This window comes from Pseudomonas sp. P7758, assembly GCF_013386485.1.
Taxonomy (GTDB): domain Bacteria; phylum Pseudomonadota; class Gammaproteobacteria; order Pseudomonadales; family Pseudomonadaceae; genus Aquipseudomonas.
In genome coordinates this window covers 1-524 of sequence record NZ_JACARS010000150.1, presented here as the reverse complement: position 1 = coordinate 524, position 524 = coordinate 1, and the positions used below count along the sequence as shown (strand labels likewise).

Sequence of the window (524 nt, the reverse complement as noted above, 5' to 3'; positions counted from 1 at the left end):
CGGCCTTCCCGGCCAGCCAGGTCCCGATGATCCCTGGCCCAACCAGCCTGAAGAGCCTGGCGAACCCACTCTCCCTGACGAACCGCCTCCCGCCCCTGTGGCCTGATTTCCTGCACGTGTCGCCAATGGTCAGTTGCTCAACGCACTGGCCATACTTCCTGGTCTCCGATCACGAAGATCCGGCTGCCTTCTTCCTGCGTCACTGAATAACCCCCGGTAAAAGCGCCGAACGCCGGTAGCAGGCTGACTTGGTTGCCGATCAGGAAGCACGGCAGGCGCAAGCTTTGCCGGCCCTTGCCCCGCAGGCGATACACCGGATGCACGTGCCCGGCCAGCACATGGTGGCTGGCATGGGCGTCGGGCTCGTGCTGCAAGGCAAACGGGCCCATCAGCAAGGGTTCGGGCACCACCTCAATATTCAGATCGCCAGGCGGGTCGCCAGCGCGTTTGTCGTGGTTGCCGCGAATCAGCGTGAGCGCCACGCCTGCATGACGCTCACGCCAGGCTCTCAGGGCGTTCAGGGT

Annotated in this window: 1 pseudogene; it reads right to left on the bottom strand. The window is 64.5% G+C overall.

The features are described 5' to 3' along the window. Positions 1–137: 137 nt before the first annotated feature. Positions 138–524 (bottom strand): annotated as a pseudogene (locus tag HX873_RS27155) (DEAD/DEAH box helicase); the annotation flags it as partial.